The 25,659-nt window shown below is 64.9% G+C and carries 27 protein-coding genes; 6 read left to right on the top strand and 21 right to left on the bottom strand.

Features of this window, described 5'->3' with window-relative positions; genetic code table 11:
• Positions 1–51: 51 nt before the first annotated feature.
• Entirely contained in the window at positions 52–864 is an 813-nt protein-coding gene (locus IVB26_RS09925; protein WP_247971495.1) for a FadR/GntR family transcriptional regulator, read from the bottom strand.
• A gap of 140 nt (positions 865–1,004) precedes the next feature.
• Between IVB26_RS09925 and IVB26_RS09920 the strand changes: the two genes are divergently transcribed.
• Complete coding sequence (locus IVB26_RS09920; RefSeq protein ID WP_247971494.1) at positions 1,005–2,489, top strand: mannitol dehydrogenase family protein; 1,485 nt, start codon at positions 1,005–1,007, stop codon at positions 2,487–2,489.
• Between the two features lie 98 nt (positions 2,490–2,587).
• Positions 2,588–2,995: a nuclear transport factor 2 family protein gene (locus tag IVB26_RS09915; protein WP_247971493.1), complete on the top strand. Its 408-nt coding sequence runs from the start codon at positions 2,588–2,590 to the stop codon at positions 2,993–2,995.
• 46 nt (positions 2,996–3,041) lie between these two features.
• On the opposite strand, the gene IVB26_RS09910 is transcribed toward IVB26_RS09915, so the two are convergent.
• Positions 3,042–3,776 carry an HAD family hydrolase gene (locus tag IVB26_RS09910; RefSeq protein ID WP_247973127.1) on the bottom strand — a complete coding sequence of 245 codons (735 nt, stop codon included), beginning with the start codon at positions 3,774–3,776 and terminating at the stop codon, positions 3,042–3,044.
• A gap of 146 nt (positions 3,777–3,922) precedes the next feature.
• On the opposite strand from IVB26_RS09910, the gene IVB26_RS09905 reads away from it, so the two are divergent.
• Both IVB26_RS09905 and IVB26_RS09900 read left to right on the top strand, forming a co-directional pair.
• Positions 3,923–4,771, top strand: coding sequence for an SDR family oxidoreductase (locus tag IVB26_RS09905; protein ID WP_247971492.1), 849 nt, complete (start codon positions 3,923–3,925; stop codon positions 4,769–4,771).
• A 119-nt stretch (positions 4,772–4,890) separates the two neighbouring features.
• Positions 4,891–6,159: a serine hydrolase domain-containing protein gene (locus IVB26_RS09900; RefSeq protein ID WP_247971491.1), complete on the top strand. Its 1,269-nt coding sequence runs from the start codon at positions 4,891–4,893 to the stop codon at positions 6,157–6,159.
• A gap of 65 nt (positions 6,160–6,224) precedes the next feature.
• Here the strand turns inward: IVB26_RS09900 and IVB26_RS09895 are convergent, their stop codons facing one another.
• Entirely contained in the window at positions 6,225–7,112 is an 888-nt protein-coding gene (locus IVB26_RS09895; protein ID WP_247971490.1) for a dienelactone hydrolase family protein, read from the bottom strand.
• Positions 7,113–7,696: 584 nt separating this feature from the next.
• Here IVB26_RS09895 and IVB26_RS09890 point away from each other — a divergent pair.
• A complete protein-coding gene (locus IVB26_RS09890) occupies positions 7,697–8,275 on the top strand; it encodes a MarR family winged helix-turn-helix transcriptional regulator (RefSeq protein ID WP_247971489.1) in 579 nt (192 codons plus the stop codon).
• A gap of 14 nt (positions 8,276–8,289) precedes the next feature.
• Here IVB26_RS09890 and IVB26_RS09885 read toward each other — a convergent pair whose 3' ends face one another.
• A complete protein-coding gene (locus tag IVB26_RS09885) occupies positions 8,290–9,246 on the bottom strand; it encodes a hypothetical protein (protein WP_247971488.1) in 957 nt (318 codons plus the stop codon).
• A gap of 818 nt (positions 9,247–10,064) precedes the next feature.
• On the opposite strand from IVB26_RS09885, the gene IVB26_RS09880 reads away from it, so the two are divergent.
• The gene (locus IVB26_RS09880; protein ID WP_247971487.1) at positions 10,065–10,835 is read left to right on the top strand and encodes a response regulator transcription factor; all 771 of its coding nucleotides are present in this window, start codon (positions 10,065–10,067) and stop codon (positions 10,833–10,835) included.
• Between the two features lie 261 nt (positions 10,836–11,096).
• On the opposite strand, the gene IVB26_RS09875 is transcribed toward IVB26_RS09880, so the two are convergent.
• The 17 genes from IVB26_RS09875 to IVB26_RS09795 form a co-directional block, all read right to left on the bottom strand.
• The gene (locus IVB26_RS09875; RefSeq protein WP_247971486.1) at positions 11,097–11,555 is read right to left on the bottom strand and encodes a hypothetical protein; all 459 of its coding nucleotides are present in this window, start codon (positions 11,553–11,555) and stop codon (positions 11,097–11,099) included.
• Entirely contained in the window at positions 11,552–12,061 is a 510-nt protein-coding gene (locus IVB26_RS09870; protein WP_247971485.1) for a flagellar biosynthesis protein FlgN, read from the bottom strand. The genes IVB26_RS09875 and IVB26_RS09870 overlap by 4 nt, the downstream gene beginning before the upstream one ends.
• A gap of 43 nt (positions 12,062–12,104) precedes the next feature.
• The gene (locus IVB26_RS09865) at positions 12,105–12,578 is read right to left on the bottom strand and encodes a rod-binding protein (protein WP_247971484.1); all 474 of its coding nucleotides are present in this window, start codon (positions 12,576–12,578) and stop codon (positions 12,105–12,107) included.
• On the bottom strand, positions 12,575–12,994 hold the full coding sequence (locus IVB26_RS09860; protein WP_247971483.1) for a hypothetical protein: 420 nt from the start codon (positions 12,992–12,994) through the stop codon (positions 12,575–12,577). The genes IVB26_RS09865 and IVB26_RS09860 overlap by 4 nt, the downstream gene beginning before the upstream one ends.
• 6 nt (positions 12,995–13,000) lie before the next feature.
• On the bottom strand, positions 13,001–13,753 hold the full coding sequence (gene fliR / locus IVB26_RS09855; protein ID WP_247971482.1) for a flagellar biosynthesis protein FliR: 753 nt from the start codon (positions 13,751–13,753) through the stop codon (positions 13,001–13,003).
• Positions 13,750–15,831, bottom strand: a complete 2,082-nt coding sequence (gene flhA / locus IVB26_RS09850; RefSeq protein WP_247971481.1) for a flagellar biosynthesis protein FlhA — start codon at positions 15,829–15,831, stop codon at positions 13,750–13,752. The genes fliR and flhA overlap by 4 nt, the downstream gene beginning before the upstream one ends.
• 76 nt (positions 15,832–15,907) lie before the next feature.
• A complete protein-coding gene (gene fliQ, locus IVB26_RS09845) occupies positions 15,908–16,174 on the bottom strand; it encodes a flagellar biosynthesis protein FliQ (protein ID WP_246929186.1) in 267 nt (88 codons plus the stop codon).
• Positions 16,171–16,590, bottom strand: a complete 420-nt coding sequence (flgD, locus tag IVB26_RS09840; RefSeq protein ID WP_247971480.1) for a flagellar hook assembly protein FlgD — start codon at positions 16,588–16,590, stop codon at positions 16,171–16,173. Before flgD ends, fliQ begins: the two co-directional genes overlap by 4 nt.
• Positions 16,591–16,606: 16 nt before the next feature.
• Positions 16,607–17,017: a flagellar biosynthesis repressor FlbT gene (gene flbT / locus IVB26_RS09835; protein WP_246929184.1), complete on the bottom strand. Its 411-nt coding sequence runs from the start codon at positions 17,015–17,017 to the stop codon at positions 16,607–16,609.
• Entirely contained in the window at positions 17,017–17,361 is a 345-nt protein-coding gene (flaF, locus tag IVB26_RS09830; protein ID WP_247971479.1) for a flagellar biosynthesis regulator FlaF, read from the bottom strand. The genes flbT and flaF overlap by 1 nt, the downstream gene beginning before the upstream one ends.
• Positions 17,362–17,416: 55 nt before the next feature.
• A complete protein-coding gene (locus tag IVB26_RS09825) occupies positions 17,417–18,475 on the bottom strand; it encodes a flagellar hook-associated family protein (RefSeq protein WP_247971478.1) in 1,059 nt (352 codons plus the stop codon).
• Between the two features lie 3 nt (positions 18,476–18,478).
• Positions 18,479–19,957 carry a flagellar hook-associated protein FlgK gene (flgK, locus tag IVB26_RS09820; protein WP_247971477.1) on the bottom strand — a complete coding sequence of 493 codons (1,479 nt, stop codon included), beginning with the start codon at positions 19,955–19,957 and terminating at the stop codon, positions 18,479–18,481.
• Between the two features lie 34 nt (positions 19,958–19,991).
• Positions 19,992–21,224: a flagellar hook protein FlgE gene (locus IVB26_RS09815; RefSeq protein ID WP_247971476.1), complete on the bottom strand. Its 1,233-nt coding sequence runs from the start codon at positions 21,222–21,224 to the stop codon at positions 19,992–19,994.
• Positions 21,225–21,314: 90 nt separating this feature from the next.
• Entirely contained in the window at positions 21,315–21,896 is a 582-nt protein-coding gene (locus tag IVB26_RS09810; RefSeq protein WP_247971475.1) for a transglycosylase SLT domain-containing protein, read from the bottom strand.
• Positions 21,847–23,181, bottom strand: a complete 1,335-nt coding sequence (gene fliK / locus IVB26_RS09805; RefSeq protein ID WP_247971474.1) for a flagellar hook-length control protein FliK — start codon at positions 23,179–23,181, stop codon at positions 21,847–21,849. The genes IVB26_RS09810 and fliK overlap by 50 nt, the downstream gene beginning before the upstream one ends.
• Positions 23,178–24,350, bottom strand: a complete 1,173-nt coding sequence (locus IVB26_RS09800) for a chemotaxis protein (RefSeq protein ID WP_247971473.1) — start codon at positions 24,348–24,350, stop codon at positions 23,178–23,180. Before IVB26_RS09800 ends, fliK begins: the two co-directional genes overlap by 4 nt.
• Complete coding sequence (locus IVB26_RS09795; protein ID WP_247971472.1) at positions 24,347–25,657, bottom strand: MotB family protein; 1,311 nt, start codon at positions 25,655–25,657, stop codon at positions 24,347–24,349. The genes IVB26_RS09800 and IVB26_RS09795 overlap by 4 nt, the downstream gene beginning before the upstream one ends.
• Positions 25,658–25,659: the final 2 nt, after the last annotated feature.

Here is a 25,659-nt window from a genome sequence, read left to right as displayed (position 1 = left end):
CAAGTCTGCTTCTTGTTCACCCGCCCCGGCACGGATGCGGGCCGTACAATCTCATCGCCGCCGCGCGCCGCTGCCCGCGGCCCGCTTCTTCGGCGCGTGCTTCGGTTTCGGCGGCTTGGCCGCGGGTCGCGCCGTGCGGCTGCGTCCCGACGACGATCCTCCAACGGTCTCCGCGCCGAAATTCTGCGCGAAGCGCTCCTGCGAGCGCGCCAGATGTTCACGCATCGCCTCGCGCGCGGCTTGCGGATCGTGCGCCGCGATCGCCTCGCGCACGGCGCGATGCTCGTCGAGCGCCGTGCGCCAGGTGCCCGGGCTCTCGAAATAATGCGCAAGCTGCGCGAAATAGGGATTGAGACGCTGGTCGAACAGTTCGCCGACCACGCGCACCAAAACGGCATTGCCAAGGCTGCCGGCGATCGCGACGTGGAACGCGCGGTCGTGAACCATCGAAGCTTCGCCGGGATGCTCGACCTTCTCCATCGCCAGAAGCGAGGCATCGATGCGGGCGATGTCGTCCTTGGTCGCGACGCGCGCGGCGTCTTCGGCGATGGCGCTTTCGAGGAATTCACGGGCGCGCAGCAGCTCGAACGGGCCCTCGATGACGGAGGCTGGCGCGGGCGCAGCAACGGAAGCGGGCTCGATCACATAGATGCCGGAACCGACGCGGATGCGCAGGCGCCCCTCGACCTCGAGCGCGATCAGGGCTTCGCGCACCGTCGGCCTGGAGACCTTGAGCTGCTCGGCGAGCTCGCGCTCGGTCGGCAAGCGGCTACCGACCGCGTACTCGCCGCTGTCGATCAGGCTTCGCAATTGATCGGCGACCTGGCGATAAAGCCGTCTCGCCTCCACAGCTTCCAGCGGCACGCTGGCCTCCCTGAAAGGGTCGCGCGGGGCATTCGGCCCGCGGCCCGCCAATTTTGGAAAATTGGTCTTACCAATTGACCGGAGCATTGACCTGATACGGGCGCCATGTCAAGCAGCGGCAAAGCAACGGGGAGACGTCCATGCGCCCAGGTTCAACGCGCCTTGGCCGCGCCAATCTCGACCGGCTGCCGGCCGGCATCCGCCGTCCGGCCTACGACCGTTCGCGCACCACGCCTGGCATCGTGCACCTCGGCTTGGGAGCCTTTCATCGCGCGCATCAGGCCGTCATCATTGACGATTGCCTCGCCGTCGGGGCGACGTCATGGGGCATCATCGGCGCCAGCCTGCGCAGCCCGGATACGCGCGACGCCCTCGCCCCGCAGGATCATCTCTATACGGTCGCCACACGTGCCGCCGAAGGCACCGAGCACCGCATCATCGGCGCGCTGCTCGACAGCGTCGTCGCACGCGAAAACCCGGCGGCCCTGGTCGAGCGGATGGCCGATCCCGCCATTCGCATCGTCTCGCTCACGGTCACCGAGAAGGGCTATTGCCACACCCCGCAGACCGGCGATCTCGACGAGCGGCATCCCGACATCGTGCACGATCTCAACAATTTTGACGCGCCGCGCTCGGCGCCGGGCTTCATCGTTGCCGCGCTGGCGCGGCGGCGAGCGCAAGGACTTTCCCCCTTCACCGTGCTGTGCTGCGACAACCTCGCCGCCAACGGCCACACCGTGCAGCGCATCGTGACGCAGTTCGCCGCGCTGCGGTCGAAGGATCTCGGCAAGTGGATCGCAGACAATGCCGCCTTCCCCTCCACCATGGTCGACCGTATCGTGCCGGAGACGACGGATAGCGACCGCGATGCGGTCTCATCCGCACTCGGCATGCGCGACGCCTGGCCGGTGATGACCGAGCCTTTTACGCAATGGGTGGTCGAGGACCGCTTCACGGCGGGCCGGCCCGATCTCGCCGCAGCCGGCGTCGAGCTCGTCAGCGACGTCAAGCCGTTCGAGCTGATGAAGCTGCGGCTGCTCAACGCCAGCCATTCGGCGCTGGCCTATCTCGGCTATCTCTCGGGCTATGAGACCATCGCCGACACCATGCAGGATTCGCATTTCGCGCGCCTCGCCGCGCAGGTGATGGAGGACGCCGCGGTGACGCTGACGATGCCTGACGGCACCGACCTTGCCGCCTATCGCGCCTCGCTGCTGAAGCGGTTCGCCAATCCGGCGCTGCATCACCGCACCTGGCAGATCGCGATGGACGGCTCGCAGAAGCTTCCGCAGCGCCTGCTCGGCGCAATGCAGGATCGCCTGCGCAAGGATTTACCGATCGCCACCCATGCGCTCGCGGTGGCCGGCTGGATGCGCTACGTCACCGCAACAGACGAGCAGGGCCGCGCCATCGACGTGCGCGATCCGCTCGCCGCCGATTTCGCCGTGCTGGCGCGCGAGGCCGGACCCGTCGCCGAGCGGCTCGCGCCCGCGCTGCTCGGGATCGAGAAGGTGTTCGGGCCGCTCGGTTCCGAGCCGCGCCTGCGCGAGGCCGTGACCGCGGCGCTCGGCCAGCTCTATCAGGGTGGCGCGCGGCGGGCGGTGGCAACGCTCGTGTCGGCCTGACCACAAAGCAGGCAATGCTGCACTGCGGTTCTAATTGAACGCGAAATCGAACGGAAGTCGCGCTTGATTTTTGCCTGTCATTGCCCCACCCGAGAGGCATGGCAAAGGACAGCAAGATCATCGCCGCCAACGCGGCCTTCTACGCCGCGTTTTCGACCGGCGACTTCGACGGCATGGAACGGATGTGGGCGGACGACGACGCCATTTCCTGCATCCATCCCGGCTGGCCGGCCATCATCGGGCGCGCCACCGTGATCGGGAGCTGGCGCGACATCCTGCAAAATCCGGAGCGGCCGCAGATCGTCTGCGCCGAGCCGCAGGCGATCATCGACGGCGACAGCGGCCGCGTGCTCTGCATCGAGATCGTCGACGGCACCGCCTTGGCGGCCGCCAACCATTTCCGCCGCGTCGGGGACGACTGGCGCCTGGTGCATCACCAGTCGAGCCCGATCGCGCAGATTGTCGAACAGGAAGAGGACGATAGAGCGAGCCACCGGGTCCACTGAACGCCGCCGGCACGCGGGCGCGTTCTACTGCGCATGGGGTTGTTTTTTAGTTTTCTGGCTTGGCGCTCCCGAGTTCCGACAGATCATCCAGCACGGCCCGCGCCTCGCTGAAGTCATCATCCGCAAAGAATATGCTCCGGGTGATCAGAACCGGAATGCCGGCGCGCGAGGCCGCGATCAGCCCGTTGGCAGAATCCTCGATCGCGACGCAACTTGATGCGTCGAGCTTCAGCCGTGCCAGCGTTTCGAGATAGACGTCCGGCGCGGGTTTCTTGTGCCTGACGTCGTCCCCGGCGACGATCGCGTCGAACTGCGCAGCCCAATTCGTCCCCAGCGCCTGCGACAGCAGCGCATCGATGTTGCCGTGCGAGGTCGTGGTCGCAATCGCGAGCCGCTGGCCGCGCGACTTCGCCGCAGCAAGCAGCTCGATCACGCCCGGCCTCAAGGGACAGCAACCGGTTTCGACCAGCTCGGCGTAATGCGCGGTCTTGATGCGGTGGAGCGCGGCGATGTCCGCATCCGGCAACGGCGGAGCGATCGGCCGCCTTCCGTGGTAGGCACGCATGCGCTCCTTGCCGCCGGTCACCCGCAGCAAATCCTTGTAGACGGCGCGGTCCCACTGCCAGTCGAGACCGTGGTGGGCAAAGGCATGGTTGAAGGCCTGCCGATGCAGTTCCTCGGTCTCGGCCAGGGTGCCGTCGACGTCGAAGATCAGCGCGGCCGCGCGCCGAACCAGTTCCGCGGCACCGGATGGCGCAATCGTGGCTGCTTCTGCCTGCATGATCATGACGCCCCTCGGTGACGAGGAACCATCGCCCGAGGCCGCGGGCGAGACAAATCGCAATATCTTTTGCCGGACCCAAAAATCTCTTATGAGCGGGGACGCGCAGCAAGCGCGAAGGGAACTCCGACCGGCACGGCAGAGGCATGCGGCTCTTCATTCTTGGCTTGGGCTACAGCGCGAGGCATTTCGTCGGCAAATTCGGCGGCGCCTTCTCGCACGTCGCCGGCACCGTGCGGGATCCTACGCAGCGGGACAATCTCGCCGGCATCGAGGTGCATCCTTTTTCCGGGAGCGATCCGGATCACATGACGGCCGAACGCGTCGGCGAGGCCGATGTCCTTCTCATCTCGATTCCGCCCGGCGGCACCGGCGATTCCGCAATCGCAGCGTTCGGCGACGGGCTGGCGGCGGGCCGCCGCAAGATCGTCTATCTCTCCACCATCGGCGTCTACGGCGATCACGGCGGCGGCTGGGTCGACGAGAGCACCCCGCCGCAGGCGACCCTCGACCGCGCGCGCATGCGGGTTGCTGCCGAGCAGGCCTGGATGGACGTGGCACGCGGCGATGCCGCGATCCTGCGGCTCGCGGGCATCTACGGCCCCGGCCGCAACGCACTGGCGACGCTGCGGGCTGGCACCGCCCGGCGCATCATCAAGCCCGGCCAGGTCTTCAACCGGATCCATGTCGACGACATCGCGAGCGCGATCATGGCGGCCATTCACCACGGAAGCGGCGGCATCTGGAACGTCTGCGACGACGAGCCCGCGCCGCCGCAGGACGTGATCGCCTATGCGGCGGAGCTGATGGGCGTTGCGCCACCGCCGGAAGAGGCGTTCGCGACGGCCGAGATGTCGGCGATGGCCCGCAGCTTCTATGCCAGCAGCGCCCGTGTCTCCAATGCGAAGTTGAAGCGCGAGCTTGGCATCACGCTGGTCCAACCGACCTATCGGCACGGCCTCGATGCACTGTGGCGCGCGGGCGAAGGACGATAAGGTTCCTGCATCCCCGCGCGTCCCAGTCATGCCCCGCCCGCGCTTGACTTCAGGTTGGTGCGGACATGATCTAGACATCGCGCGAGCCACCTCATAATGAGCTCGCCGGGGAGGATGCAATGAACAAGACGATCGCCATGATCGCGACGGCGGCTGCCGTCATCACGCTCGGTGCAGCGCGCGCCGCACCGCTGCCCGAAGCCAACCCTGATGATGTCGGCTTCTCCAGTCAGGGCCTTGCGCGCCTCGACAACTTCTTCGCCCGCGAGATCGCAGCCAAGCGCGTGCCCGGCGCGGTCGTCGCCGTCGCACGCAACGGCAAGCTTGTGCACTACAAGGCCTACGGCCTGCTCGATCCGGACAAGGGCACGCCGATGCCGATCGACGCGATCTTCGCACTGGCCTCGATGACCAAGCCGATGGCGGCGGTCGCGGGCCTGACGCTGATGGAAAAAGGCCAATTGCCGCTTCAGGCCAAGCTGTCCGACTACTATCCCGGCTTTGCCGACATGAAGGTCGGCACGGTTCAGGCCGATGGTTCGCTCAAGCTCGAACAGCAGGCCACGCCGATCTTCATCCACGATCTCTACCGGCACACGTCCGGATTGATGTATGGCGGCCGTCCGGATTCGTCGAGCCCGGTGGCGCGGCAATACCCCGACGGCATTGCGCCGGCGATCGAAGGCGACACCCAGGCCTTCATCGATCGCATCACCAAACTGCCGCTGGCGCACCAGCCCTCGACCGAGTTCGAATACGGTTTTTCGATCGACGTGCTTGGTGCTGTGGTCGAGAAAGTGAGCGAGCAGAAGCTCGGCGACTATCTCGCCGCCAACGTGTGGCAGCCGCTCGGCATGAAGGATGCAACCTTCCACCCGACCGACGCGCAGCGCCCTCGCCTCGCCCGCCCCTTTGCCAACGACCCGCTGACCGGCAAGCCGCAAGTCATCAAGCTGCTGGACACGCCGACCAAGTTCGACTGCGGCGGCGCCTGCTCGTTCGCGACGATCGGCGACTACCTCCGGTTCGGGCAGATGCTGCTCGACGGCGGCGAGCTCGACGGCCAGCGCATTCTCGGTCCGAAGACCGTGCATCACATGACGACCAACCACCTTGGCCCCGAGATCAAGAACAACGTTGCCAACGTCGAGCCCCATCGCGGCGGCTTCGGTTTTGGCCTTTCGGTCGCGGTGCGCACCAGCGAGGGGCTGTCATCGGTCCCCGGCAATCCCGGCGAGTTCACCTGGAACGGTGCCTACGGAACGCAATTCTTCTGCGACCCCAAGGAGCGTCTCGTCGTCGTGGTGGGAACGGCTGCGCCGGGCGAGCTCAGGAAATACTATCGCGAGCAGGTTCAGGACATCGTCTATGGCGCGATGACGAAGTGAGATCGTTGCACTGAGAATAAAAGGGCGGCCGATCGGGCCGCCCTTTCTTACTGGAGTATCCAGCTTCAGCTCAACACGCCGTACTTCTTGAACCAGGCCTGTGCCTGCTTCCAGGCATCTTCGGCAGCGTCCTTGCGGTAGCTGCCGCGATAATCGGCATGGAAGCCGTGCGGCGCTTCGGGGTAGATCTTGAATTCGGCCGTCTTCTTGTTCTGCTCGAGCGCGGCCTTCATCTGCTCGACCTGCGCGACGGGAATGCCGGTGTCGGCACCGCCGTAGAGGCCGAGCACCGGCGCCTTCATCTCGGGCGCGAGCTGCATCGGGCTCTTCGGCAACAGCGGATTTTCGGGATCGACCAAAGACCCGTAGAAGGCAACGCCGGCCTTGAGGGTGCCGCTGTGGGCGGCATATTCCCAGACCGTGCGGCCGCCGCGGCAGAAGCCGACGATGCCGAGCTTGGCGGTGTCACCGCCCTGCGATCCCGCCCACGCCACCGTCGCGTCGAGGTCGGACAGCAGTTCGGCGTCCGGCTTGGCGTTGACGACCGTCAAGAGGTCCTTGATTTCGGTAACCTTAGTGAGGTCGACGCCCTTGCGGAAATAATAATCGGGCGCGATTGCGAAGGCGCCAAGCTTGGCGAGGCGCCGCGTCACGTCCTTGATGTATTCATGCAGGCCGAAAATCTCCATCGCCACGATGATCACCGGCGCCTTGGTGTTGCCGGCAGGACGGGCGAAATAGGCGGGCATCTCTTCGGAGCCGACCTTGATCCTGGCGTCGCCAGCCTGGAGACCATTTGTGTCGGTCGCGATCACCTCGGCGCGGACGGGCCCGGCCGCAAGCGTGTAACCGGCGGCGACCGCCGCGGTGGCGCTCATGAATCCGCGGCGCGAGACCGGGGCGAGTTTTGTCAATCCGACGACGTCGGACGTCATGGTGGTTTCGAAGCTCATCGGTAGTCCCTTGCTGCTGCCTATCGTGCCCCCAAGGGCGGCGCATTCGCCAATAATTGCCGGGGAAACGCAAGTCACCTGCCTGCGAGCAGGCGGCTTGGGCCATGCGCGAGCTTTCCAGACTGATCGTGTGTCCGATTTAACCGCGTGGCTGCGCTGCGACGCAACATCCATTAACCGAAAATGGGAGTTCTTCCGCTGCACTCCGCACGGTCAGGCATTGCAGCACTTCGCTCCTTCGCGCCATTCGAGACAGTCTCCCGCAACAAATAAGCCCGATGGTGGCCGCAACGATACATCAAGTTACCCGGATGCTGCGCGCGACCGGAATCCATCACGCGAACCACCGTCATTTGATTGAAATTTTCAGATGACTCGAGCGGTGCGATTTACTCGAACTTTCTTTGTGGCCCCCTAGTTCCACGTCCGGAAGTTCCATCTCCGGCAATGGAGAGCTTCTTCCCCACGCGCTGCCCGCCCGTTCGGCAACGGACGAAGGGCTGCCCGCGGACATCATTCTCGTCCACGCAGATTGCGCTGCCCAGGGCTCAATTGAATAAAGACTTTATGCGACCGGAACTGAAATGAAATTGGCGCGCGAATCGATTGAACTGTTGGAGCAGGTCGCACGAATCCTGTGGTTCGAGGGCACCAAGCACGGCTTGCGTGACCGCGAGTGGATGGCGCTACGTTTCCTCTCCCGCGCCAACCGCTTTTCCCGGACGCCTTCGGCGCTCGCGAGTTACGTCGGCACCACGCGCGGCACCGCCTCGTTCATCATCGGGGAGCTCGAGCGGCTCGGCTATCTCGAGCGGAAACGATCGGCCACCGACAAGCGCTCGGTGATGCTGAGCGTGACGCAGCAGGGCAAGAAGTTCCTGGTGCGCGACCCCGTCAGCGTTCTCGTCGAGGCGATTGCCGTCCTCGACGACGAGGTCAAGCTCCGCTTCCGCGACACGTTCCGGCACGTGCTGGATCAATCGGACGCGGCCGAGCAGCGGCACCATACCGACGTTTGCAAGCGATGCATATTCCTCCGGGAGGAGCGAACCACCACCGACAGCAAGGCAACGGCCGAATTCAGTTGCCGCCTGTTCCGCTCGCCGATCGCGGAGGCGGAGGTCGATCTGCTATGCACCAGCTTCGAGCATCACCGCCAATAGAAGGCGGCGTTCGATCAGGGCGTCGCCTTGCGTGACGAATAGATGACGCCCCCGCTCGACTCCACCACCAGACGCCCGTTCTCGTTCCTGATCTCCTCGATGCGGCCAAGGCCGGGCACCTGCTGTCCCAGCACGGCTTCGATGACGCCGTTCGGGCTCTGCAGGATCGCAATTCCTTCGTAGGCCTGGCGGACCGACCACCCCTTGATCACCTTCCGCGGCGCCGACGCGCGCTCGGACGGAGACACCGAGCCCGTGACCTCGGGCGCTGCGACCGCGGCCATCATCGGCCCTTGCTGCGAGGCGGGCTGCGATTGCACCATTGCCGGTGCCGGTGCCGGAGCCTGGACCTGAGCCTGAGCGAGCTTGTCGAGCTTCACCGTCGAGGACGAACTCACCCGCTCGATGCGGTCCAGGTTCTCGGCGAACCTGCCGAAGCGGTCATTGGTCGCCTTGCTCGATTGATCGACCGCGGTGCGCAGGCCATCGAGATTTTCAGACACGCCCGACATTTGCTTGCGCAATTGCGCGACGGTCTCGCGCAGATTTCTGATCTCCGTATTGGCCGCAACGTTACTCTGGGCGGGCTGCGTGGCGAGATAGGCGATCACGCCGGTGCAGGCGCACACCACAAGCATGGCGGCGACCGCCAATGTTGCGAGCGGCGCAACCCACGTCGGACGGGGCGGCGGGGGCTTGGCCACGATCACGGCCGGCTTGATCACGGTCGTCGCGGGCTTGGGTATCGCCATCTTATCGAGACGTGCCTTCGCGCGAATACGTTTCAGCCCCTCGAGCGCCTCCTTCGCGAGAGCTTCGTCGCTCGCCGCGGCCGAGACGCGCTTCGCTCCCGCAACAGGCTTGCTCGCGGGCACCGTATTGTCCTTTGTATCGCGTGGCTCGGCAGCAGGCTTAACCGTTGCGGAAACATCAGCGGTCGCGTTGGGACGAGCTTGTCCATCGGACAACATGTGAAAATGCTCCGTTAGGTTCGATCTGTCGAACGGTGACGTTATTTGCCGAAGCTTGCCTGAAACGTGCGCATCGAAAGATTTTCATCACGCGCGATGCGACACTCCATGGCCTAAACGCGCCATGCACGTGGCGAGAGTGCGACTCGAAAGACACACACTCGCCAAGATTTCGCCAAGCTGGAGTCTCGTCGATACTCGTGAGTCGAATTGTCGCATGTGGAAAGGCGTGCGAGAGAGTCAATCCCGGGTTGAAAACCACTCGGTATGCGTGACTCCCAGCACTACCCAAAATAGCTGTAATTGTACGGGGATGCGGAACCATGCAACCATTGCGGTGCAGAACTAGTTCAGCAACTAAATCAACTGATGCAATTGAATATACCAAGAAACAACTCGAAACAAACCAACAGCATCAAGCATACGTAGCAATCGCTTTGTGGCGCACGCTTGATCGGGAATCGGCAATCGTTACGGTCCTAGTCAAGTGATTCTCGTCAGTTGGCGAGGAGATCGACACAGGTGAGTGGCGTTCGGACGCGATGAGCAACTTGGCGCAACTGGTCTAGGTCGTTTCTCAATCCGCTCCGCGAGGTGATCCGTAAGACACCCGCCGAGCCTCACGCAGTAAGCGTTCAGTATCGAGTCGAAGTACCAGGCCTGCGCGACGCAGGCACTGAATGCGTAGGGCTGCCCGCGAATATCGAAACCATAACAACGGTTCGCGGGAAGGAATGTCGTCAAACAGCATCGTTGCCGAGCCGGGCATCACAACAACCAACCGGCCGCAACAGTTGCGAAACAGGGGCGAAAGACTGATGTATATTATCGTTGATGATCGCGAGAGCGTCGCGAACAGCTATGTCGGAGGGCTCGTTCGCGAAGGCGTATCGTCGATCGGATTCTCCTCCGGGGAATTCTGGGACTGGCTGCAATCCGCAAGTGAATCGGATCTTGCAGCGGTCGACGCCTTCCTCCTCGGGGATTGCGATGCCCGCGGAAGCCTGCCGCGGGCGATGCGCAAGCGTTCCTCGGCTCCCATCATCGCCGTGAGCGGCCAGAAAATGCTCAAGAACACGCTCGAGCTGTTCGAATCGGGCGTCGACGATGTCGTGCACGTGCCCATACACCTCCGCGAGATCCTCGCCCGAACGGCCGCGATCGCGCGCCGCCGGGTGGGCGAACTGCCACGGCCCTGCGAGACCAGGATCCAGGTCTTCTTCAACGGCCGTGACCCCGAGATCGCGGGCCACGCGCTCACCCTGCCCCGCCGCGAGCTGCGCATTCTCGAATATATGGTCAGCAATCACGGCAAGTGGATCACCAAGACGCAGATCTTCAACGCGGTCTACGGCATCTTCGAGTCCACCTTCGATGAGAGCGTGATCGAGAGCCACGTCAGCAAGCTGCGCAAGAAGCTCCGCGACCGCCTCGGCTTCGACGCGATCGTGGCCCGGCGCTACGTCGGGTACCGCCTCGACATCCCCGCCGGCGAGACTCTCGACGAGCCGATGCAGGAGCTCGACGAGGTCGGCATCCTCCTCAACAGGGCGCATGCCATCTCGGCGGCGTACCCGGCGGGAAACTGAGGCGGCGCGAGCCTGCCACGAAACCAGCAACGGCCTCCGCGAAGCAGCTTCGCGGAGGCCGTTGCACGGCTGACCCTAGGTTGAATCGATTAACGCGGCAGTTCTCTAAACCTCTCCCGCTTGCGGGAGAGGTCGGCGCGTTCCGGGCGATGCGAAGCATCGTCCCGCGCGCCGGGTGAGGGCTTTCTCCTCTTGGGGACTGTCCCGTTGCGGAAGTACCCTCTCCCCGACCCTCTCCCGCAAGCGGGAGAGGGAGTACACCTACGGCTTCGACTGGAATTCTTCCTTGGAGACGTAGTTGAAATCCTCAACCAGGACGTCCTGGACGATTGCAGCCTGCATCCGCTCGTTGACCCGCTGCTTGATGGCCGTCGTCAGGATGGAGAGGTCGTAACGGGCGAGCTTCCTGAAGTCGAGACGTTCGTCGGCATAGATCCTGCGGAAGGCCTCGTCGACGACGAACGGCTCCGGCGGAACGTTGAGCTGGTGCATGGTCCGCGCCTCCACGGTGTAGACGAAGCGCGCGACGATATAGCCCTGCACATTGCCGTTCTCGACCATGGGCACGCTCAGGGCCCGCGTCTTCTGGTATTGCAGCCCGTCGAGATATTCGTCCTTTGCCGGCAGCAGGCTGCCGTTTTCCTTCCAATAGGCCACGGCATAGCTCGTGCCCGCGGTAAGGATGCATACCCAGAGCCCGGCCAGCACCAGTCTGATCATTTTCCGTCCTGTGCTGCGCGACCGGTATAGGTGCCGTCCGACTCGGCCTCCTTGATCGCCTTGACGATGATGCCGGCGACGTCGCGCACCGCGTCGTAGTGCATTTCGAGGATCGAGCGGTTGCGCTCGAGCTTCTCGCGCAGCCGCTGAATCTCCTCGGTGACCTCGATTTCGCCGCCGAGATGCATCCGCGCCCGCATCAGGCGGACGAATTCGAGCATGCTTCGGCTCTTGCGCGCGCTGAAATCGTCGAAGTCTATCTTCTGACCCGTCGCGAGCGCGACGGTCTCCTCCTCGACGATGCTCTCGAGCCGGCGGATTGCCGCCAGCAGGCCGCGCACCTCGTCCGATCTCGCCGCATCCGCGCCATCGACCACGGCCTCGCTGCCCACGATCGGAAGCAGCACGGGCAGCAGCGCATTGGCTGCTGCCGCATCCGTCGTCATCGCTTCGATGTCAGCGACCGGTTCGATCACCATGGCCGCCGCGCCTTCTTGTGCCTGCATAGGAAATTCACCCCTCAACGTCTGTCACCCAATCCTCGAATCATCATCCGGCCTTGCCCGCATTGTTCGGGCCCGGCGGATGCGCGGCGGCGAGCCGCTCGGCGATGCCGATGCCCTTGCCCTTTGCCAGCTGGTTGCCAAGCTGCTCCGCCAGCATCGACTTCCAGACGCCGCCAGCCGTGCCCTTGCCAAAGACCTCCTCCGATTCCTTCGGCAACATCGTCTCGACGAAGGTCTGAAGGATGAACGCTTCGAACTTCCGGTACACCTCGCCGGATGCCGGCGCCTTGATCACCCGCACCGGCGCCCCGTTCACCGCGTCAGACTGCGTCTCGGACACTTTCGTCGCGGATTGATCGGCGGCCGCCGCCTTGCCGGCCTCCGCGTCCATGGTGGCGGCGAAGTCGGCGTCGGAAGATTTCAGCGCATCGAGCTTCGCGGTCGCCGCGCGCTGCGTCACGGGATCGGCGGCCTCAAGGACGTCGAGCACGAGGTCGGGTGTCGCTGTCACGATCATGTCTTGTTCCGGTTGGCTGGCCGCGGCGTCCACGCGCGCACGGCAGGGCTTAGTCCCGTCATCTCCTCGAGGACCCGCTTCTCCGCGTCGCGGAGCTTGTCGGCCAGTGCCGCCTTCGCGACCTCCTCGAGCTGCTTCACGCGGCGGTTCTCGGCGCGAACCTGGTCGAGCTGCTGAGCGGCCTGCGCCTGAACCTCGCGCGCGCCGACGCTCGTCCGGTTCAAGCGCCGCGCGATCGATTCGCTCGACGAGCCCGCCGGCGGCTTGCCATCGTTGAGGGCTCCCACCAGCCATGCCTGCTCGTCCTGCAGGCTTCTCTCCTGCTGCCGCAATTGCGCGAGCTGCCATTCGGACAGCCGGAGCTGGAGCTTCACGAGCGACACCATCCGGCCGAGCTTGTCCGCGCGCGAGGTCATGACCGGTCACTCCGCGAGCCACGACGAGACGCCGAGCATGAATTGCGTCAGCAGTTCGTCGCTGGTGAGATAGAGCAGCAGGAAGCCGCCGAACAGCACGAAGGGCACCGAGATGAAATAGACCGGAATTGCCGGCGTCAGCTTGTTGATCAGGCCGACCGCCAGGTTGACGATCACCGAATAGACGATGAAGGGGCTGGTGATCCGCAGCGTCAGCACGAACGCTTCCGACAGGCGGCCGACCAGCTGGTCGAGCGCCATGCCGCCGCCGAGCCTGCTGCCGGGATGCCAGACGTCGTAGGAGTTCATCAGCCCGCGCAGGACCTGCCAATGCTGGTCGGTCATGAAGAACAGCGTGGTGACGGACACCATGATCAGCGGCACCAGCGCCGGCGCCGGATCGCTGTCGGCGACCGGCGTCCCCGGGATGTTGCTCAGGCCGATCGCGCTCGCCATCACGGTCGCCATGGTCTGGAGCGCGAGGAAGAACACGCGGCCGCCGAGCCCGATGACGCTGCCGACCAGGAGCTCCGAGCAGATCAGGAGCGCCAGCGTCAGCGGGGCGGCGTTGTCCGTGAGAGGTTTCAAAACCGCGATCAGGATCGGCGCCAGCGCAAACGTCGTGACCAGCGCGACGAACAGGCGGACCTGGGCCGGAACGTTGACGCTGGAATAGCCGGGCACCAGCATCAGGCAGGCGCCGATGCGGCAGAACACGACGAACGTCACCAGCACGCTGTCGGCAAGGCCGGAGATCACGATACGGCTCCGAGCGCCCTGATCTCGGCACTGCGCGCGACCTCGACATGCGACAGCACCGGCAAGGTCGGGAACACCCGCTCCAGGATCATCCGGACATAGGGGCGCGCTTCGGGGGTCACCGCCAGCACCACGCTGGTGCCGCTCTCGGTGAACTTGCGGATCGAGGCGCTGGCTTCGGTCGCGAACTGCTCGATCAGGCGCGGATCGGCGTCGAACTCGACGACGTCGCCCTTGGCGTCGCGCTTCAGGCTCTGGTGGAACGCAAGGTCCCAGCGGTTGCCGAGACGGACGACGTTGAGCACGCCATTGTCGGAGAGGTCGCCGCAGATCTGCTGGGCGAGCCGCGTCCGCACATGCTCCGCGACCTGCTCGGAGCGCCGCACATGGGGCGCGATCTCGGCAATCGCCTCGAGAATCAGATGAAGATTGCGAATGGAGACGCGCTCTGCCAGCAGGATCTTCAGGATCGCCAGCAGGCCCGAATAGGATATCTGCGACGGGCAGAGATCCTCGACCAAGCGCTTGTACTCGGGATCGAGCCGATCGAGCAGCGCGCGCATGTCCTTGTAGGACAACAGCTGGGCGAGGTTCGCCCGGATCACTTCGCTCAAATGCGTGAGCAGCACGGACAGATTGTCGACCGGCTTGCAGCCCTGCCGCTTGACTTCGTCCGTGAAGGCCTCCGTCACCCACAGCGCCTTCATGCCGAAGGCGGGTTCGATCACCTCTTCGCCGGGCACGTCGGGCTTGCCGTCCTTGTCGACCAGCACGAGCACCTCGCCGAGCCTGAGCTCGCCGTGGGCGACGCGGGTGTCGTGGATCCGGATCTGGTAGCTCTTGGGATCGATCGACAGATTGTCGGTGAGCTTGATCTCGGGAACGACGAAGCCGTACTGCTTGGCGAACTTCTTGCGGATCTTGGCCACGCGGTGCGCAAGTTCGGTGCGCGAGCCCAGGAGATGGACCGAAAGGTGGCCGCCGAGCGCGAGCTCGATCTCGGCGGTCTTGAGCTGGTCCTTGACGGATTCCTTGGCCTCGGTCTGGGCGCGCTCGTCGGCCTTGAGGGCCGCCTCCTTGCGCTCCCGGGCCGCCTGCTGCTTCGGCAGCGAGTAGCCGACGAAGGCCATGACGCCGCCGAGCAGCACGAAGGGCGCCAACGGCAGCCCCGGCATCAAGGCGAGCACGAACATCATCAGCGCGGCGGCGGACACCGCGCGCGGATAGCCGCCGAGCTGCCGCAGCACCGCCTGCTCGGCCGACCCTCGGGTGCCACCCTTGGAGACCAGCAGGCCCGCCGACAGCGACACGATCAGCGCCGGCATCTGCGACACGAGACCGTCGCCGACGGAGAGCTTGGTATAGACGTCGGCGGCGCGCGATAGCGTCAGCCCGTGATGGGTGACGCCGATGATGATGCCGCCGAAGATGTTGATCGCGGTGATGAGCAGGCCGGCGATGGCATCGCCGCGGACGAATTTCGAGGCGCCGTCCATGGCGCCGAAGAACGCGCTCTCTTCCTCGAGCTCGCGGCGCCGGCGCTGGGCCTCCTTGTCGTCGATCAGGCCGGCCGACAGATCGGCGTCGATCGCCATCTGCTTGCCGGGAATGGCATCCAGGGTGAAACGAGCGCCGACTTCGGCGATACGCGTCGCACCCTTGGTGATCACGACGAAATTCACCGTGACCAGAATGGCGAAGATGATCAGGCCGATGACGAAGTCGCCGCCCATGACGAACTTCGAGAAGCCGGCGACGACGTGGCCGGCGGCCTGCTCGCCCTCCCCGCCGCGCGACAGGATCAGACGGGTGGTCGCGACGTTCAGCGCCAGGCGAAGGATCGTCGCGATCAGCAGCACGGTCGGGAAGGCCGAGAAGTCGAGCGGTCGCTGGATCCACAGCGCGACCATCAGGATCAGCGCCGACAGCGCGATCGAGAAGGCAAGGCCAAGATCGATCAGGATGGGCGGGATCGGCAGGAACAGGATCGTGAGCATGGCCACGATGCCGCCGGCGAAAAAAGCGTCGGCCCCCAATCGTCGTGGGGTCGGCAGGCTAGCAGCTAACGTATCGGCCATGGGTCACCGGCGGAGGGGTCGGCCCGCAATCTGCCGCGCAAAGCTTACGCGAGGGTGGTGGCCGGACCTGTCCGGATCAGAAGCCGCGCTCGATATGCGAATAAACCATCTCGGTGAAGGTGGAGAGATGGGCGCCGATGAAGGAGCCGGAGACGGCAACGACCAGCAGAATGACGATGATCTTCGGAACGAAGGTCAGCGTCACCTCCTGGATCTGGGTCAAGGCCTGGATCAGCGCGATGACGGTGCCGACCAGCATCGCGGCACCGACCGCGGGTCCGGAGGCGACGATGATGGTCCAGATCGCCGCCTGGACGATATCGAGAGCGTCCCGTTCGTTCATGACTGGCTGATCGTGAGTCCGGGTCCGACCGCGACCTTGGTGCCGTTCTCGAGGGTCGCGATGGAGCCGTCGCTGTTGATGGCGACGGAAACGACCTTGCCGCTGAAGCTGGCACCGGTGGAGTCGGTGAAGCTGACGGTCTTCCCGATCAGGCCGTTGGCCTGCGACAACGACTGCGAGGATAGCAGCGCGTCCAGCTTCGAATTGGTCTGCATCGCCTGCTCGACCGTCGAGAGCTGGGCGAACTGGCTCATATATTGCGAGGTGTCCATCGGATTGGTCGGGTCCTGGTTCTTCATTTCGGCGACGAGAAGCTGAAGAAACGTATTGTAGTCGACGCCGTTGCTCGACGTCGTCGTGGTGGGGCCGGCCGAATTGGACTTGCCGGTCGCGTCGGTCGCGCTGGGGACGTTCATGTAACTCTCTCCGCTGTCAGGCAGCCTCGAATGGGGAATGGGTCGCGGCGCCGGCCAGGATCGCCTGTTCCACCGGGAACAAGGCCCGGATCCGCTTGAGCGCCTCGAAGTAGCGGGTCGCCTCGACCAGTTCGTCGACCGCGCCAAGTCCGTCCAGCATCTCGCGGCTCTCGCACACGGCACACAGGGCCGCGTGATGCTGCGCGTAGAGCGCCGCGGCATCGCGGATGTCGGTCGGGTTCATCAGCATGAGCTGGACGATGAAGTAGAGCTGCCGCAGCGCCGTGGTGGCGTCGGAGGCCTGCATGACCTGCCCTTCGAGCAGGAACATCACGTCGTTGACGAGCTCGACGGAGACCTTGCGGTCCACGCGCAGCACCGCACCGTTGATGTAGATCCGTTCGCCTGCCCGCAAGGAGACTTTCATCAAAGGGCGTCTCGGATCAGGCGGTTGATTTCGATGAGCTGCATCACGTCGTTCGATCGCTCCTCGCGAAGGCGGTCGGCTTCCTTGACGACCCACAGGCCGATCGAGATGATGTCGGCGCGCAGCTTGTCCGGCAGCCCGTTTTCCGGGTGCGAGAGATCCTCGATGAAGATGGTCCACAGCCGCCGCACATAGAGCAGGCTCTCGACCAGATCCTCGAGGCTGAAGAGGCCCTTCTGGAGACGTTCGAGCCGGTCGATGCCGAGGCTGAGTGCCTGCCGCTCGCGGCCCCGCGCCTCGAAACCACTCTCGTCGACGACCGCTTCATAGGCTTCAAACGTCATCAGAACCACTCTGCGCAGGAGACCGAATAACAGGACAAAGGTTGCGAGCCCGACTTTAGAGATAGTTGATGAGGCTGATCTGCTGGAGCTGCGAGGTCAGCGCGAGCGCCGTCTTGATCTGGGTCTGCAAGGTGTTGACGCGGACCGAGGCCTCGGTCGGGTCGACCGCCTCCAGCTTGACGATCTGGTTGTTGAGGATGTCCTTCTGGATCTTCAGCTTCTCGGATGCGCCGGTGACCCGCTGCTGGATCGAGCCGACGGTACCGCCGAGCACAGCGAGATCGTTGATCGCGCCGCTGACGAGACCGATGGCCTTGTCGACGACGACCTGAAACGTGTCCTTGCTCAGGCTGGTGTTTCCGAGGTCGGTGAGCATGGTGTAGGCCTCGGCGAGCTTGCGGAAGCCGGGCTGGTTGGCGCTGACCGAGCTGTCGACGACCTCAGTCGTGGAGATGCGGCTCGACAGCGTCTGGTCCGTGGCCGACGACCAATTGGTGTTCCAGGCCGGGCTTGCGAACTCGGGATCGAGGGTGTTGTCGAGGAAGTTCTGCATCTGCGCCGGCGTGATCGTGCTCACGCTGGCCGAGGACTGCGGGAAGCCGAAGCCCGCGGGCGGAGCCGCTGCGAAATCCGCGTCGAGGGCATTCTTGCTGGTTGAACCGGACACGTAGTTTGCGATCGGCACGGTCTGCGTATTGATGCCGCCGAACAGATACGACCCATTGTAGGAGACGTTGAGCGCGCCGATGAGGTCCTGTAGATTCGCGGACGCGCTCGGCAGGATGATCTTCGCGCCGCTGTCGGCGTCGCGGGCCGCGATCAGGTTCTTGAGGAATTCCGAGGCGGTCGTGCCGAGCTGCGTGATGCGGTTCTGGGTCACGTCGAGGCGTCCCGAAACCAGCTCGTTGGTGTCGACCAGCTGATCGGCGAAGTTGAAATCGGCCCGCAGCGCCACATCGCGGCCCGTCCCTGTGCCGAGCTCGAGGCCGATATCGGCGAAACGGCCGGTGGTCGCCTCCTTCGAGGCCTTGGTCAGCGCAGCCTGGTTGTTCGTGATCGACGACCTCAACGACGACGACAGCATCAGGGTCGAGATGTAGTTGGCGCTCATCATGACTTAATTCCCCACGGCAGCCAGCAGGCTCTGCAACATCTCGTCGACGGTCGAGATGATCTTCGACGAGGCCGAATAAGTGCGCTCGACCTGGAGCATCAATGACATCTCGTCGTCCATGTTGACGCCACTGACGTTGGACAGCGCCGCGGTGCTGCGGTCGAGCAGCGTGTTCTGGTACTGGACGTTGTCGTCGGCGGTCTTGCGATGGCTTTCAATCCAGCTCGCCGAGGACGAGGCGAACTCGATCACGCTGCCGCTCGGCTTGCCCTGAGCCGTGACGTCGAACGGCTGCGGCGCGTTCATGTTGTTGATGAGCTGCTGGAGCCGCGTCGAGAAGCCAGCGTTGCCGGTCGTGTTGTAATTATACGCGGGAAGGCCGCTGATCGCGCCGTCGCGCAGCAGGTTCGGGTTTCCGCCCGCGGCCGGATCGACCGAGGCGGCAACCGCGATCGTACCGGCGAGGCCGACCGAGATCGTGGCGCTCGCGGGCATCGTCGGCGCGCCGGGATAGGTGAACAGACCGGGCCTGTCCGCCAGCGTCGGCACAGCCGACTGGTCGCGTTCCTTGAAGGCGTCGATCAGGCCGCGCGCGATTTCGTCGAGCTGGCTCTGATACGTGACCGTGTCCTTGTCGCGCAGCTGGGCAAGGCCGGCGAGCTTGCCGGACTTGAGCGGCATGACGGAATTGGCCCCGGTCACCGGCACGCCGTCGATGAAGACGGCATTGCCCGTGGTGCCGGCGGTGTAGGCGTTGGTCGGCGCAAAGCTCACTGTCCGCGCGGTCTTGTCGAACAGCACGACGCCGCTGTCGGCATAGAGCGCCGCATCGCCATTGGGACGCAGCGACATGGTGACGCCGACTTCCTGCGACAGCCTCGAGACGATGCTGTCGCGCTGGTCGAGATAGTCGGTGACGTCGTCGCCGGTAATCGTGCCCTTCACGATCGCGGTGTTGACGGTCTGGAACTGGGTGAGGAGCTGGTTGATGTTGGCGACCGACGTCGCCATGTCCGCGTCCGCTCCCTCGCGAACCGACTGCACGGTCTTGGTGGCCTGGTTGAGCGTCGTCACCATATCCTTGGCGGACGTCACGGCGGCCTGCGCAAGGGTCGCATTGTCGGTGGAATTGGCGAATTGCTGCAGCGCCTGCTTGAGCTTGTTGAGCTGGGCGGTCGGCGACTGTTCGAGCTCGGGATCGTCCACCGTCGCGGTCGCGATCTTCTGCAGACCGTCATAGATCACGCTCTGCTTGGCAGACGACGACGTCGCGGTCAGAACGTTTGAATAGAGGCCGGAACTGGCCGCGCGCTGGATCGCCGCGACATAGACGCCGGCGCCGGGGAGGTTGTCCAGCACGGCGATCTTGCGCGAATAGCCGGCGGCACTGGCCCCGGCGATATTGCGCGAGATCGTCGACGACTGGACGCCCGACGCCTTGAGCGAAGCGCGAGCGGAGTCGAGAGCGGCGGTAAGGGACATGATCTGCTCTTGCCCGGGGTGAGCGCTGAAGAATTCAGCGCTTCAGGTTGACGACGACGTCGAGCAGGTCGGCGCCTGTCTGGAACGATTTCGAGTTAGCGGTGAAGCCGCGCTGCGCCTCGATCATCCCGGTGAGTTCGTCCGCGAGATCGACGTTGGAGTCTTCCAGCGCGCCGGACTGGATCGTGCCCAGCCCGCCGGTGCCGGCATTCCCGGCCTGCGCATTGCCGGAATTCATGTTGGTCGAATAGACGTTTCCCGGCTCGGGCGTCAGATTGTCTGGGCTCGCGACGTCGGCGAGCATGATCGTGTAGAGCGTCAGCTGCTGCCCGTTCTTGAGGATCGCCGTCACGTGGCCGCCCTCGTCGACATCGACCTTGTCGATCGCCGCGGGCACGCTGCCATTGACGGTCGCCTTGAAGCTGAAGTCGGCGCCGACCTGCGTCATGTTCGACAGATCCATGGTCAGCGCGGCGCCGCCCGGGACGGTCACGGTGAGACCCGTCGGGCTCGCTGCGGCCAGCGCGCCCTTTCCGGCCGCGGTGGTGTCGAAGGTGAAAGTGGTGGCGGGGGCGAGCGAGGTACCCGTCGCGGAATTATAGACTTGAACCTGCCAGGTATCCAAGCCGGCAGCCGTCGCGGTGTGAGACATATAGACGTCGAGCGTGACGGCCTGACCGATGTTGTTGTAGGCGACGATCGAGCTCTTCGATGAATATGATGCTGGACCGGGGGGACCGGCAATGACAGCCGCCTTCGGATCCAGATTGCCGGTCGTCAGGGTGCCCGCGGTCGACGGCACGGGCACCTGCGAGACCTGGGCAATGTTCACGATCTGCATTCCCGCCAGGCTGTTCTGCGAGAAGTTGGTCACGAGGCCAGGCTGACCCAGAAGGTAGTAGCCGGCCGCATTGACCAGATTGCCCTGGCTGTCCGGCACGAACGAGCCGGCTCGCGTCAGGAACTGCTGCGTATTGTTGGCGTTCGAGACCACGAAGAAGCCGTTACCTTGTACGGCAAGGTCCGTGGACGACGTCGTGAACTGGGTATGTCCGGGGTCGCTGATGGCGTAACGGACTGTCGTCTCGACAGCGCCGGAGTCGTAATTGCCAGAGCCGCTCTTCAGGATCAGCGAGGAGAATTCCGTCGAAGCCCGCTTGTAACCGGTGGTGTTGACGTTCGCGATGTTGTCCGAAACCGTCGACAGCTTGTTGGACTGCGCGCTCATCCCGGAAACGCCGGTGCGCATAACACCATACAGGCTCATGAAGTGGGCTCCTTTGGTAGGTTGCAGTTACAATGGGGGATCTTGCTTGCGCGGGGCTGATGGTTGGGAACCATGCACAACTTCACGTCGTCATGTCGTTTTCGGCTGACAGAACGAGCGCGCCTTGTCGGTCCAGGCACCAAAGCCGCTCGATACGAGATGAGCGACGATGTGACAGACGTAGCGCTTCTGCGCCGGCTGGTTGTTGGGGCCGGCATTGTAGCGCGCGACCGCCATGGTCCAGCTGCCCTCGCGCTGCTTCAGTTCTTTCAGGAAGCGCGCCGCATAGTCGACGTTTCTGGCGGGATCGAACATCGCGCGCACCGAAGCGAACTTGTCGCCGTGATAATAGTGGTTGATCTGCATGCAACCGAGGTCGATCAACTTGATCCCCTTGGCCCGCATCGCCTCGAAATTCGCCATTGCGTCGTCGATCCCCTTGGCGAACACGGTCTGGCCGTCGGCCCCGAGCGCGAAAGGATGCAGCGCGCCGCGCCGCCCGGTCTCGGTGAGGCCGACCGCATAGAGAATGCCGAGCGGGATCCCGTGCTGCTGGGCCGCGCGTGCCATCTCGCGCTCGCACGGGCGCGAGTTGTCGGTCGCCGCCGCCACGGTGCCAGCGTTACAGATAAACAGGGCCGCGACGATTTTGCTGGCCCATGTCCTGGTCATGACGCGTCTCCTGGTTGGACTCGCGCTCCTGCCGCGCCTGTCTGGCGCCACCCTCGGACTGTCCCGACGACGTGCCGGCGCCGCCGAACGTTCCTTGCGATTGCGACGAGGGTTGTTGCTGGCCCGAGAGCTGCGGCTGCGACTGGCCGGAGCCGCTCTGGAATCCGTCCATCGAGCCGTGCTGGACGGGCGCGACGTCGGCGACATAGCCCGCCGACTGCATGAGATCGCGGATCTGATCGCGCTGCTGGTCCAGCATCTGACTGGTATCCTTGCGCTCGGCCGCAAGATGGACGGACACTTCAGTGCCGACGAGACGAAGGCGTACGGTGACGTTGCCGAGCGCGGGCGGCTCGAGATTGATGGTCAGGATCTTGAGCGGCTGATCCGGGGCGTTGGTCTGGGACGCTGCGAGATCGGGTGCTGCGGCCGCGGCGGGGCTTGCGGTGTCGTTCAGCTCGGCGACGACCGCGTTGGCGACCTGTTGCGGGGCGTTGAACTGTGCGGGCGGCAGGTGGGTCTCCTGCTGGATCACGGTGACCTTGGTCGCCTCGGGCAGCGCGTCACGCCCCGAGGCCTTGGCAGCGCGCTCGACATTGGCTGTGACCGCCTCGAAGCCGGCTGCCGCGGGCATTGCGTTCGATGGTTCACCGCCTTGCGTCGGTGTCGATTGCGGCGCGGCGATCGCTGGCGAAGCCGCGGCCGGCGAGCGCGCGGCGGTCGGCGTGCCACCGGATGGGGCGGTATCGGCCGTCGCCGCCTTGTCCGCGCCCTGAACCTCGCGCTTCGTTGTGGAGGACCGCTCGTCGCGCGCGGTCGCGTCCTTACCCGCGGATTGCGTTTGCGGCTTCGCGGCAGGCGCGGCAGCGATCTCCTGCCCGATCACGACGGCCACGACTGACTGGTCCTGGACGTCTGCGGCATGATCGACCGGACGTAGCTTGTCCGACGATCTGTCGGTCTTCTTGTCGGAAGGCTCCTCCGTGGCCTTTGCTCGCTCGGATGCCACGATGTGTTCCTGCACCGCCGCGTCCTTCGTCCTCTCCTTCTCGGTCGAATGAGCCGGACGCGTATGCAGCGTTCCGAGCTTCGCGGTCGTCTCGCTGCCGTCATCGTTCAGGGCCTGCCTGGCGAGGTTCGAGACGGTGTGGAGCAGATCGTTGAACGAGGAGCTTCCCTGCGATTTCGCTCCGGCGTTCTTTGCCGAACGCGACGTCCCGCGCATGTTGAGACTCTCGGCGAGACCCGAGAAAAGCTGTCCGGAGGTTCCAGTGAGCTTGGTCATGGACGGCGGTCCCTGGTGAGGAGTTCGAGTTCGCCGAGCTGCTTCTGCGCGCGCGCCAGCGTCACGGTCGATGACGCCAGATCGAGACGCGCCGGCGTTGCCGGAGGCTTGGCGGCGGTAGAGCCGCCCGGGAGCGGCTTGCGGATGTCGAGCGCGAGCTGCACCGTGGCATTCAGCAGCGGGACGTCGCGCTCGGGCAGCTTCGACCGGTCGAGCGCCTTCAGCTCGGCGAGACCACCGTCATATTCGTCGGTGAGCGCGCGCGAGGCGCCGCGAAAGAAATGCGCCCGCTCGCGATCCGCGGAGGCGTCGGCGCTGAGCGTCAGTGCCCGCTCGCCGGCAAGCCGCGTCACGGCCAGCTGTCCGCGCAGCATCGCCGCGCGCGCGATCACGAGATAGAGCTTGAGGCGGCTCGCGCGATCGATCTGCTCAAGCAGGGCAGCGATTCGCGCAAAGCGGCGCCCGTCGAGCGCCAGGCTCGATTGCGTCAGCCCCGTGGAGAAGCGCTGCCAGAAATCGCCGGCATAAATCGAGTTGCGGTAATGGCGGATATAGGCCAGCGTCAGGAACTCGAACTTGTCGAAATCCTCCGCCTGCCCGACCAGCAGGATCTCACGCCGCAGCGCCGCCTCCTCCACCAGCGTGCCGGGCAGCAGCAGGCGCGCATCGTCCAGGCGCTCGATCGCGAACGATGCCTCGGCACGCGCGAACAACGCGCCCTGGACCAGCGCGACCTGTCCGCCGAGGCCCGAGGAAAGCGTCCGCGGCTTGACGTCCTTGAGCTGCTCCCTCGCCTCCTCTTGACGACCCTCGACATAGGCGAGCGCACCGTTGAACAGCCGCTCGTCCACGTTCATCTTGTCGCGCGGCAGCTTGCGGACGAGTTGCGGGGCGCCGCCGCTGAGCAGATAGATGACCACGGCCTGACTGTTCTGCAGATTGCTCCACACGGTGGGATCGGCGGCGAGAAACTTTTCTCCGATCTGCCGGATCAGCGCGACGTGGCTGCCGTGCGCGGCGGTGTCGCCGTTGGCGATGCCGTCCTGCACCGCCTGCAGCGCGCGGACGAGCTCATAAGGCTCGCCCGGCTGGCGCGCGGGCTGGGCAAGCACGTTCGCGGCCGTGAACGGCAGGAGCAGCAGGGCGATGCAGAGCAGCGGCCTGATCAAGGGCGCTTCTCGCGGATCAGGATCTCGATCCGGCGGTTCTGCGCGGCAGCGGGATCATTCGGAAGCTTCGGCCGCCGGTCGGCGTAACCTTCGACATGCTCGATCCGCAGCGCGTCGACGCCGGAGCGAACCAGCATGTAATAGGCCATCTGGGCACGAGCGGTCGACAGCCGCCAATTGTCGTAAGTCTCCGAACGATACGGCCGATTGTCGGTATGGCCGCGGACGATGATCATGCCCTGGCGTTTCGTCAGCAGCGGCCCGATCTTGTCGATGACGCGGATGAGTTCGGGCCGCGGCTCGGCCGAGCCGACCGCGAACATGCCGAAGCTCGCATCGTCGGTCAGGCTGATCAGGAGGCCCTCCTCGACCTGACGCACCTCGGCCGCCGGCCCGGCGCCCGCCTTGATGTCCGACAGCGCATCCGCGATCGCGGACTGAAGCTGCTTGACGGTCGGCTGCTGTGTCTGGGCCGCATCGCGCGGTTCGCTCTCCTTCGCCGTATCGCTCTGACGCGCCTGTGCGGTGGCGTTGGGTTGAACGGTGGTTTGGGCACTGCCCTCGCGGGGCGATTGCGCTGCCGCGGGCCCCGGCGGCAGCAGGGGCGACAGGTTTGCGGACGACGCATCCGCGTTCGGCCCAACGCTTCCGCCGGCATCGTCGGTCTTGGCACGACGTGCCTGCGGCTCGGCCGGATTTGTCGCGGGCACGGCGTCGCGCGCCGCATTCGGCTTGGACTCGCTCTCGATCCTGCCATCCGCGTCCTTGGACGCTTGCGGCGCCAGCTTCCAATAACCGGGGTCAAAGGGATCGCGGTAGGCGTCGCCACCCTTGAGGCCATCCTCTTCGGCGGACGTCAGCGCGCCGGCGCGCCGCTGTCCCGAGGATTGGTTCGCGCTGTTCGCGATCTCGGCGAGAGTCGCATAGGGATCACGGAACAGTACCTTTTCTTCAAAGGAGGCCGGCTTCTCGATCGTCGGCGAGTCACCGCGACGTTCTTCGTTCGAGCCGGCCGGCTGGCGCTTGCCATCCTGGCCTTCGAACGACGTCGGCTCCTTCTTGGAGAGATTCTTCAGGCCCTTCGGCGCGGGGGCATTTTCCGCGAGCTGGATCGGGTTGAAATAGCTCGCAACCACCTGCTTCTGATCCTGGTTGAGCGCGTTGAGCAGCCACATGACCAGGAAGAACGCCATCATCGCAGTCATGAAGTCCGCGTAGGCGATCTTCCAGACACCACCGTGATGCGCCTCCTCAGCGAAGGCGCTGCGCCGGCGGACGATCACGAGCTCATGTTTGACCTCTTCCATGG

It is taken from the genome of Bradyrhizobium sp. 195, assembly GCF_023101665.1.
Taxonomy (GTDB): domain Bacteria; phylum Pseudomonadota; class Alphaproteobacteria; order Rhizobiales; family Xanthobacteraceae; genus Bradyrhizobium.
The sequence above is the reverse complement of the archived record's forward strand: the minus strand, read 5'-3'. Positions and strand labels throughout refer to the sequence as shown.

Excerpts from the sequence above, each read along its gene's own strand:
- IVB26_RS09920 (WP_247971494.1), top strand. The coding sequence starts at position 1,005 with ATGCGCCCAGGTTCAACGCGCCTTGGCCGCGCCAATCTCGACCGGCTG.
- IVB26_RS09915 (WP_247971493.1), top strand. The coding sequence starts at position 2,588 with ATGGCAAAGGACAGCAAGATCATCGCCGCCAACGCGGCCTTCTACGCC.
- IVB26_RS09910 (WP_247973127.1), bottom strand. The coding sequence starts at position 3,776 with ATGCAGGCAGAAGCAGCCACGATTGCGCCATCCGGTGCCGCGGAACTG.
- IVB26_RS09905 (WP_247971492.1), top strand. The coding sequence starts at position 3,923 with ATGCGGCTCTTCATTCTTGGCTTGGGCTACAGCGCGAGGCATTTCGTC.
- IVB26_RS09900 (WP_247971491.1), top strand. The coding sequence starts at position 4,891 with ATGAACAAGACGATCGCCATGATCGCGACGGCGGCTGCCGTCATCACG.
- IVB26_RS09895 (WP_247971490.1), bottom strand. The coding sequence starts at position 7,112 with ATGAGCTTCGAAACCACCATGACGTCCGACGTCGTCGGATTGACAAAA.
- IVB26_RS09890 (WP_247971489.1), top strand. The coding sequence starts at position 7,697 with ATGAAATTGGCGCGCGAATCGATTGAACTGTTGGAGCAGGTCGCACGA.
- IVB26_RS09885 (WP_247971488.1), bottom strand. The coding sequence starts at position 9,246 with ATGTTGTCCGATGGACAAGCTCGTCCCAACGCGACCGCTGATGTTTCC.
- IVB26_RS09880 (WP_247971487.1), top strand. The coding sequence starts at position 10,065 with ATGTATATTATCGTTGATGATCGCGAGAGCGTCGCGAACAGCTATGTC.
- IVB26_RS09875 (WP_247971486.1), bottom strand. The coding sequence starts at position 11,555 with ATGATCAGACTGGTGCTGGCCGGGCTCTGGGTATGCATCCTTACCGCG.
- IVB26_RS09870 (WP_247971485.1), bottom strand. The coding sequence starts at position 12,061 with ATGCAGGCACAAGAAGGCGCGGCGGCCATGGTGATCGAACCGGTCGCT.
- IVB26_RS09865 (WP_247971484.1), bottom strand. The coding sequence starts at position 12,578 with ATGATCGTGACAGCGACACCCGACCTCGTGCTCGACGTCCTTGAGGCC.
- IVB26_RS09860 (WP_247971483.1), bottom strand. The coding sequence starts at position 12,994 with ATGACCTCGCGCGCGGACAAGCTCGGCCGGATGGTGTCGCTCGTGAAG.
- flhA (WP_247971481.1), bottom strand. The coding sequence starts at position 15,831 with ATGGCCGATACGTTAGCTGCTAGCCTGCCGACCCCACGACGATTGGGG.
- fliQ (WP_246929186.1), bottom strand. The coding sequence starts at position 16,174 with ATGAACGAACGGGACGCTCTCGATATCGTCCAGGCGGCGATCTGGACC.
- flgD (WP_247971480.1), bottom strand. The coding sequence starts at position 16,590 with ATGAACGTCCCCAGCGCGACCGACGCGACCGGCAAGTCCAATTCGGCC.
- flbT (WP_246929184.1), bottom strand. The coding sequence starts at position 17,017 with ATGAAAGTCTCCTTGCGGGCAGGCGAACGGATCTACATCAACGGTGCG.
- flaF (WP_247971479.1), bottom strand. The coding sequence starts at position 17,361 with ATGACGTTTGAAGCCTATGAAGCGGTCGTCGACGAGAGTGGTTTCGAG.
- IVB26_RS09825 (WP_247971478.1), bottom strand. The coding sequence starts at position 18,475 with ATGATGAGCGCCAACTACATCTCGACCCTGATGCTGTCGTCGTCGTTG.
- flgK (WP_247971477.1), bottom strand. The coding sequence starts at position 19,957 with ATGTCCCTTACCGCCGCTCTCGACTCCGCTCGCGCTTCGCTCAAGGCG.
- IVB26_RS09815 (WP_247971476.1), bottom strand. The coding sequence starts at position 21,224 with ATGAGCCTGTATGGTGTTATGCGCACCGGCGTTTCCGGGATGAGCGCG.
- IVB26_RS09810 (WP_247971475.1), bottom strand. The coding sequence starts at position 21,896 with ATGACCAGGACATGGGCCAGCAAAATCGTCGCGGCCCTGTTTATCTGT.
- fliK (WP_247971474.1), bottom strand. The coding sequence starts at position 23,181 with ATGACCAAGCTCACTGGAACCTCCGGACAGCTTTTCTCGGGTCTCGCC.
- IVB26_RS09795 (WP_247971472.1), bottom strand. The coding sequence starts at position 25,657 with ATGGAAGAGGTCAAACATGAGCTCGTGATCGTCCGCCGGCGCAGCGCC.